Raw genomic sequence first — 8472 nt, 5'->3', positions numbered from 1 at the left:
CCCTCACCCCACCCGGTCCCGCGCGTGCACGGCAGCCGCCACCACCGTGCGGGACTGGTGCTCGACCTGGTCCTCCAGGGGCACCCAACGGGCCTTGAAGCGCTCCGCGAAGGACTCGCTCCAGACGGCGACGAGCCGTTCCAGACGGGGCGCGGCACGGTCGTCGGCCTCCCTCAGGACCCGCAGCAGCATCGCCGCGGCGCGCAGCGGCAGTCGGCGCCCGAACGCGTCCACGCTGCCCACGTACGCCACCGAGGTGTCCGGAGGCGGCCCCTGCACCCAGTCCGCGGCCAGCCCCGGCACCAGGTCCAGCGCCCACTTCGCGGCCCGCAGCAGCGGCCCGTCCGGGCCCGGCAGCCGGGGGAGCGCCTCGGAGAGGACACGCTCCACCTGGCACGCGTCCCGCAGCAGCCGCCGGGCCAGGTCCCGCAGGGCCGCGACCGGAGCCGGGTGCGGACTGGGGTCGTCCACCAGGTCGCTCGCCCACATCGGCACCTCGACGACCGCGGTCAGCCCGCCGTGACGGTGGGCGTGGTACCAGGTGCTGTGCCGGGCGTCGTCCGGCAGGCTCGGGTACGCCGCGTCGGAGCCCGCGTCGGGCATCACATGGACGCCGGGCCCCGAGGCGGGCCAGCCGGCCGCGTCCGAGGCGCCCGTCTCCACCGGGATGTTCAGCTCGGCAGCCGACTTGGCGAACGGCTCGGCGAGCCCCGGTATGTCCCTCGTGAGCTGCACCCAGCTGCCGCCGAGGTCGGTGCCGTGCAGGGTCACCTGGAGGTAGGGCCGCAGCTCGTCGATGAGCGCGGTGAGCGCGCGGGTCTCGGGCGGCAGCCGGTCGGGGGGCAGCACGGACGGCGACCACTCCGGCTGCTCGGGTCCGGCCGGACGGAAGAACCCGAGGTGGTAGTCGAAGAGGGTGCGCGGCGCCGGGGTGACGTGCAGGCTCGCCCCGTCCGGGTCGGCGCACAGCAGCAGGTGCCAGGACGTGTCGGCCCGTAACCCCGGCTCGTGCAGCACCCGCTCGGCCAGGGACAGCAGGGTCGGGCCGCCCGTCGGTTCGTTGGCGTGGGCGCCGGCGACGACCAGCACCGTGCGCGGTCCGTGGCCCACGGACAGCAGATGGAGCGGACGTCCCCCGCGCGAGACACCGACCTGTCTCAGGGCGCACAGAGCGGAGTGGCGGGCCGCCAGCGCCCGGGCGCACGATTCGAGTTCCCCTACGGTCGGGTAGCGCGGCTCCGGCAGCGGACTCACCCCCCGTCTTGTCCGCCCGATGTGGCAATCCGCAGTACTCCACGGACCTGATGCGGTGTCAAGAAGGTGCGGGGGGCGGCTCCAGGGGGCGCCCAGTGGCACGCTCCGCTCGCGGGGAGTGGTCATACCGCCACGCGGAGCCGTCGTCCCGGTCTACCCGTGATGCTCCTCGTCGACGCGTTCGAGCAGGGCCACCGGCAGCCGCTCGAAGAGCTCCGCCACACGCGCGTGCCCCGTGAACTCCCGACCCCCGGTGAGGACGTCGGCCCACCGCCCCGCGGGCAGCGCCAGCCGGGTCTCCCGCCAGCCGCCCGCGTCGGCCAGCCGCAGCGACAGCCGAGTGACCGCCGTGACGACCTCGCCGGAGCGCACGAACGCGACACAGTGCGCCGCCCCCGGCCCCTCGGCGTCCAACGGCTCGTACGTCGCCGTCTCCCCGAAGACACCTGGCCGCCGCCCGCGCAGCCGCAGGGCCGCCGTCGTGAGCTCGGACTTCTCCGAGGGCCGCTCCCGGGCCACGAACGGCTCCCGGTTGTCCGGGTCCACCAGAGCCCGGTACTCGCCCTCCGTGCCCTGGTAGACATCCGGTACGCCCGGCATCGTGAGGTGGACCAGGGCGGCGCCCAGGACGTTCGCCCGCACGTGCGGCTCCAGCTCGCTCCTGAGGGCGTCCACACGCGTGCCGCCGACCGGTCCACGCCCCACGAAGTCGGCCACCGCCCGCTCGTAGGCAGGTTCCTGCTCGGTCCAGGAGGTGTGCAGTCCGGCCTCCCGCACATGCTTCAGCAGCGCCCCCTGAAGGCGCTCCTCGGCGGCGGGGCCCAGCCCGAACGCCGTCTGCCAGGCGGCCCACGCCAGCTGCGGGTCGGGCATGCCGGGACCCTCACGGGTCACCTCGGCCAGCGCGTCGGCCCACCACCCGGGGCACTCGGTGAGCACGGCGAGCGCGGCCCGTACGTCGGCGCTGCGCTTGGTGTCGTGCGTCGACAGGACGGTGCCCGTGGTGGGCCAGTCGCGCTGCACGCGCGCACAGTAGGCGTGGAAGACCTCCGGAGCGACGGCCGGGCCGCCGGGGTTCCCGCCCACCTCGTTCGCCGACAGCAGCGGCACGTAGCGGTAGAACGCCGTGTCCTCCACGGACTTGGCCCGCAGCGCGGACGCGGTCTGCGCGAACCGGGTCCGCAGCTCCACGCCTTCGGGCCCCTCAGCGGCCCGCCCGAGCACCAGGTTCCGCACGGTGTCGACGGCCCGGGACTCCTCCGGCACGGTGAAGACCGCGCGTGCCTCGGCCGCCGCCTCCTCGGTGACGACCAGGGCGGCGTCCCCGGAGGCGTACGGCCGGTACACCTCCAGGCGCACCAGCAGCTCGACGAGCGCCGTGCGCAGCGCCCAGGGGGCGTGGTCGCGCAGGGCGAGGTCGGGCGAGCGCTCGCACAAACGGTGCGCCGCGCGCGTGACACGCTCGACCTCCGCGGCCAGCTCGTGGGTGAGCACCTTGTACGCCGCGCGCCGCACCGTCGACTCCCAGTGGCCGCCCCGGTCGGCCTGCGGTGCCGCGAACCGCCGGTACTGTCCGAGGAGTTCACCTGCCCCCGCCGGGTCCGTGAACAGCCCGTCCACGTGCCTGAGCGCGTCGTACCCGGTGGTGCCCGCGACCGGCCACGCGGCGGGCAGCGGCTCGCCCTCCGCGAGGATCTTCTCCACGACCGTCCAGCGCCCGCCCGTCGCCTCGTGCAGCCGCCGCAGATACCCGTCCGGATCGGCGAGCCCGTCGGGATGGTCGACCCGCAGGCCGTCCACGACGCCCTCGTCGAGCAGCCGCAGGATCGTCGCGTGCGTGGCGTCGAACACCTCCGGGTCCTCGACCCGCACCCCGATCAGCTCCGAAATGCTGAAGAACCGCCGGTAGTTGAGCTCGGTGCGGGCCAGCCGCCACCACACCGGCCGGTACCACTGCGCGTCCAGGAGCCGCGGCAGGGGCAGGTCCTCGGTCCCCTCCCGCAGCGGGAACGCGTGGTCGTAGTAGCGCAGCTCCTTGCCGTCGACCACGAACCGGTCGATCTCCGCGCCGAGCGGACCGCCCAGCACCGGCAGCAGCATCTGCCCGCCCCGCATGTCCCAGTCGATGTCGAACCACCGCGCGTACGGTGACTCGGGGCCTTCCCGCAGCACCTCCCACAGCGGCCGGTTGTGCCGGGGAGCCATCGCCATGTGGTTCGGCACGATGTCCACGACCAGCCCCAGGCCGTGGGCCCGCGCGGTCCGCGCCAGGGACCGCAGCCCCTCCTCGCCGCCGAGTTCGCCCCGCACGCGCGCGGGGTCCACGACGTCGTATCCGTGCGCCGACCCCGGCACCGCCTCCAGCACCGGCGACAGATGCAGATGCGACACCCCCAGTGAGGCCAGATACGGCACGGCCGCCTCCGCCGCCGTGAAGGGAAACCCCGGTTGCAGCTGGAGGCGGTAGGTGGAATGCGGCGCGGTGGCTGACGTCATGGAACCTACGTACCCCCTCGGCACCGGAACCTGCGCCCCCACGTCCGTGCTCCCTCCATGGGCCTACGCCGGTCGCCACAACACGGTCAGGCTGCGGTCCACCAGTGTCAGTCGGTCTCCCGCCCGCACCTCGGCGCCCTCTTCCGGTGGTACGCCGTCGGGGCGGGACGTGTCGACGACGACCTGCCACTGGCGGCCGTGGTTGACCGGGATCACGAAGTCCAGTGCCTTGGGGGAGGCGTTGAACATCAGCAGGAACGAGTCGTCGGTGATGCGCTCGCCGCGGGCGTCGGGCTCGGAGATCGCGTTGCCGTTGAGGAAGACGGTCAGCGCCGACGCCTGGGCCGAGTCCCAGTCGTGCTGGGCCATCTCGTCGCCCGCCGGGGTGAACCAGGCGATGTCCGAGAGGTCGTCGTGGGTGCCCTCCACCGGGCGGCCGTGGAAGAAGCGGCGGCGCCGGAACACCGGGTGGTCCCTGCGCAGCCACACCATCGCGCGCGTGAAGGCGAGCAGCTCGCCGAAGACGCTGCTCTCCTCTCCCGGCCACGGCACCCAGGACACCTCGTTGTCCTGGCAGTAGGCGTTGTTGTTGCCGCTCTGGGTGCGCGCGAACTCGTCGCCGTGGCTGAGCATCGGCACGCCCTGGGAGAGCATCAGCGTGGCGATGAAGTTCCGCATCTGGCGGGCGCGCAGGTCCAGCACCGCGGGGTCGTCCGTCTCGCCCTCCGTGCCGCAGTTCCAGGAGCGGTTGTGGCTCTCGCCGTCGCGGTTGTCCTCGCCGTTGGCGTGGTTGTGCTTGTCGTTGTAGGCGACCATGTCGTGCAGCGTGAAACCGTCGTGGCAGGTCACGAAGTTGATCGAGGCCAGCGGGCGGCGGCCGTCGTCCTGGTACAGGTCCGAGGAGCCCGTGAGCCGGCCCGCGAACTCCGCCAGCGTGCGCGGCTCGCCCCGCCACAGGTCCCGTACCGTGTCCCGGTACTTGCCGTTCCACTCCGTCCACAGCGGCGGGAAGTTGCCCACCTGGTAGCCGCCCTCGCCGACGTCCCACGGCTCGGCGATCAGCTTCACCTGGGAGACCACCGGGTCCTGCTGGACGAGGTCGAAGAACGACGACAGCCGGTCCACCTCGTGGAACTGCCGGGCCAGCGTCGCGGCGAGGTCGAAGCGGAACCCGTCCACGTGCATCTCGGTCACCCAGTACCGCAGCGAGTCCATGATCAGCTGCAGGACGTGCGGCGAGCGCATGAGCAGGGAGTTTCCCGTGCCCGTGGTGTCCATGTAGTAGCGCGGGTCGTCCGTGAGCCGGTAGTACGACGGGTTGTCGAGCCCCTTGAAGGAGAGCGTCGGGCCCAGGTGGTTGCCCTCGGCGGTGTGGTTGTAGACCACGTCGAGGATGACCTCGATCCCGGCCTCGTGCAGCGCCCGCACCGCCGACTTGAACTCCAGCACCTGCTGCCCGCGGTCGCCCCAGGAGGCGTACGCGTTGTGCGGGGCGAAGAAACCGATCGTGTTGTAGCCCCAGTAGTTGTTCAGGCCCATGTCGACCAGCCGGTGGTCGTTCACGAACTGGTGCACCGGCATCAGCTCGAGCGCCGTGACGCCCAGCTCGGTCAGGTGCTCGATGATCGCCGGGTGCGCCAGCGCCGCGTACGTGCCGCGCAGCTCCTCCGGCAGCCCCGGGTGCCGCATGGTCAGGCCCTTCACATGGGCCTCGTAGATCACCGTGTGGTGGTACTCGGTGCGCGGCCGCCGGTCGTCGCCCCAGTCGAAGTACGGGTTGACCACGACCGAGGCCATCGTGTGGGGCGCCGAGTCGAGGTCGTTGCGCCGGTCGGGCTCCTCGAAGTGGTAGCCGTACACCTCCTCGCCCCATGTGATCGAGCCGCTGATCGCGCGCGCGTACGGGTCAAGGAGCAGCTTCGCGGAGTTGCAGCGCTGCCCGCGCTCCGGCTCGTACGGCCCGTGCGCCCGGAAGCCGTAGCGCTGCCCGGGCATGATCCCGGGCAGGTACGCGTGCCGTACGAACGCGTCCGTCTCCCGCAGCTCCACCGCCGTCTCCGAGCCGTCGTCGTGCAGCAGGCACAGCTCGACTCGGTCGGCGGCCTCCGAGAAGACCGCGAAGTTGGTCCCGGCGCCGTCGTACGTGGCACCGAGTGGATACGCCTGTCCAGGCCAGACCTGCATGGATATGACTCTTCCAGTTACGTCGCGCCCTGGGGGGCGACTCCCAGACGAGTCTCCCCCAAACTGATGGAACCACCCACGTCTTACATGCCTCTTACCGAACGACCAGTGCATCCGCCCTAGGTCGACAGGGCTGTATGGCGAAAAAGCGGGATCCAGGGGGACCTGAGAGTGAGACAAGGGGAGCAGGGGGAATGGTGCGGAAGATAGTGCGCCGCCATCTGGGCAAGGTGGTGGCGGGTGCGGGCATCGCGGTGGCCGGGACCGCCGTGATGGTCGGGATCACGCTGCCGGGGTCGGTCTCCGCCGACGAGGCGGGCAACACCGGGCAGCAGGCCGCCCAGCAGGCGGGACAGGGGCAGGCAGAGGGCCAGGCGGCCGTGCAGCCCGGCGTCGTCGAGGAGGCTCCGGCCGAGGGCGACAAGGGCACGGGCGTCGACCCGCTCACGGACGACGAGATGAAGCGCGTCGAGAAGATCGCGCTGAACCGGTCATTGTTCAACAGCAGCGAGAACGCCGAGGGCGAGCGTGGCCCGGAGCGCCTCAACGTCGAGCTCGCCGAGCCGAACGAGGACGAACTGGACGCGACGGGCGCGCCCCGTCGTGCGGACGTCAGGTTCTACGACTACAAGGACGACACGCTCGTCACCAAGACCGTCAACCTCGAGACGGGCAAGGTCGAGACGACCGACACCCAGCGCGGAGTGCAGCCGCCGTTCAGCCGTACCGAGACGGTGGAGGCCGCTCAGCTGCTGATCTCCAGCCCGGTCGGAGCCGGTCTGAAGGCCGACTTCAAGGACGCCACCGGCAAGGAACTCACCTCGCCCGACCAGCTGGTCGTCGCCGGCATGGTCTTCCGGGCGGACGCGGGCACCAAGCCCGACACCCTCGCCAAGTGCGGCCAGGAGCGCTGCGTGCGGCTGTTCACCAAGGTCAAGAACGGGCCCTGGATCGACACCCGCGACCTGATCATCGACCTGAGCACCCGCAAGGTCGCCAAGCTCGGCTGACCCGGGTCCGTCCGCGTTTTCCGGACTTCCCGACCTCCTCGACCTTCTCGACTTTCCTGCTCTGTGCAGGCTCTCTGCAAGGGATCAGTTCTTCATGCGTGTCAACAGAAACAGCCGTGCCCGCAGCGGGGCGGCGGTCGGCCTGACCGTGACCGCCCTGGCCGCCGGACTCACCACGGCCGCGGGCCCCGCCACCGCCCAGCCCAGGTCCGCACCCGCCGTGACCTGGGACTGCAGCGCGGCCTACCGCATCGAGCAGAAGCTCTCCACCGGCACCACCTGGCGGATGTGCTGGCGCCACGACGCCGAGGCCGGGATCATCCTGGAGGACATCTCCTACCAGCCGCCGGGCGAGACCAAGCCGATCAAGGTCCTCGCCAGCGCCCGGCTCGGCCAGATCCACGTCCCGTACGACGACGGCAAGGCCGAGTACGACGACCTGACGGGCTTCGGCTTCGGCCAGGGCCAGGTGAACCTGACCGCGGCCGAGTGCCCCGGCGGCACCATCAAGACCGTGAAGGTGCCGGGCGCCTTCTGGTCGGAGTCCGAGAACGTCAAGGGCCTGTGCACGACGACCCGTTCGCGCGGCCACGCCTACCGCAAGCTGGCCGACGACGGCAGCAAGGTCTACCAGGCGCAGGGCAAGGACCTGCTCGTCTACGGCGTGAACAAGGTCGGCTGGTACGAGTACATGACCGAGTGGCGCTTCCAGGACGACGGCACGATCAACATGAACGTCGGCGCGACCGGCAGCCTCGCGCCCGGCGACTACGACGCGGGTGACGGCCGCGGCTGGCCGATAGGCAACGGCAGCGCGGCGAAGGCCACCAGCCACAGCCACAACGTCTTCTGGCGGCTCAACTTCGCCCTGGACGGCTCCACCAAGACCAAGGTCGAGCAGTACGACTCGGCGGTCAGCGCGCCCACGGGCCCCAACGAGGGCCCGACCAACAAGACCACCCGCACCAAGATCACCAAGGAACTCGCCGGTGACGCCAAGAACATGCGCTGGTGGCGCGTGGTCAGCGGGACCGGCAAGAACAAGGACGGCCACGCCCGCAGCTACGAGATCGTCCCCGGCGCCACGCAGAAGTACCCGGGCCGGGCCTTCACCAACAACGACATCTACTTCACCGAGTACAAGAAGTGCGAGCAGTTCGCCAGCAACAACCTCGGCAACTGTGCCGCCGGAGCCGGTAAGTCCGTCGACAAGTGGGTGGGCGGAGAGACCCTCACGCACCCGATCACCTGGGTCAACGTGGGCTTCCACCACATCGCGCGCGACGAGGACCAGGAGCCCATGCCGGTCCACTGGCAGGGCTTCTCGATCGCTCCGCGTGACGTCACGGCGATGAACCCGCTCACTCCGGCGGAACTCGCGGACCAGAACGGCATCCCGCGTAACCAGTAGTTGGGAAAGGACCTGTCCATCCGGCTGCACCGCCCGACGCTCCCGGAGTACCCTTCCTTGATCGTTGAGTAGGGGAGAGCTCGGGGGAGCGGAAGGCGGTGCGTGGGTGGGCTCGGG

At 71.2% G+C, this 8472-nt stretch carries 5 protein-coding genes; 2 read left to right on the top strand and 3 right to left on the bottom strand.

Features of this window, described 5'->3' with window-relative positions; all coding sequences use genetic code 11:
• Positions 1–3: 3 nt before the first annotated feature.
• The 3 genes from FNH08_RS37455 to glgX all read right to left on the bottom strand — a co-directional run bounded on the left by FNH08_RS37455 (position 4) and on the right by glgX (position 5934).
• Positions 4–1254, bottom strand: a complete 1251-nt coding sequence (locus FNH08_RS37455) for a M14 family zinc carboxypeptidase (RefSeq protein WP_322726123.1) — start codon at positions 1252–1254, stop codon at positions 4–6.
• 153 nt (positions 1255–1407) lie between these two features.
• The gene (treY, locus tag FNH08_RS37450) at positions 1408–3750 is read right to left on the bottom strand and encodes a malto-oligosyltrehalose synthase (RefSeq protein WP_152775986.1); all 2343 of its coding nucleotides are present in this window, start codon (positions 3748–3750) and stop codon (positions 1408–1410) included.
• Positions 3751–3813: 63 nt separating this feature from the next.
• Positions 3814–5934, bottom strand: a complete 2121-nt coding sequence (gene glgX, locus FNH08_RS37445; protein WP_152775985.1) for a glycogen debranching protein GlgX — start codon at positions 5932–5934, stop codon at positions 3814–3816.
• 197 nt (positions 5935–6131) lie between these two features.
• On the opposite strand from glgX, the gene FNH08_RS37440 reads away from it, so the two are divergent.
• Positions 6132–6944 (top strand): Tat pathway signal sequence domain protein, encoded by an 813-nt coding sequence (locus FNH08_RS37440; RefSeq protein WP_322726124.1) that lies wholly within the window; start codon positions 6132–6134, stop codon positions 6942–6944.
• A gap of 94 nt (positions 6945–7038) precedes the next feature.
• Positions 7039–8355 (top strand): copper amine oxidase, encoded by a 1317-nt coding sequence (locus tag FNH08_RS37435; protein WP_152775983.1) that lies wholly within the window; start codon positions 7039–7041, stop codon positions 8353–8355.
• Positions 8356–8472 lie beyond the last annotated feature (117 nt).

The organism is Streptomyces spongiae (assembly GCF_009377185.1).
GTDB lineage: Bacteria > Actinomycetota > Actinomycetes > Streptomycetales > Streptomycetaceae > Streptomyces > Streptomyces spongiae.
Note: the sequence above shows the minus strand (reverse complement) of the source record. Positions and strands in the feature narration are given on the sequence as shown.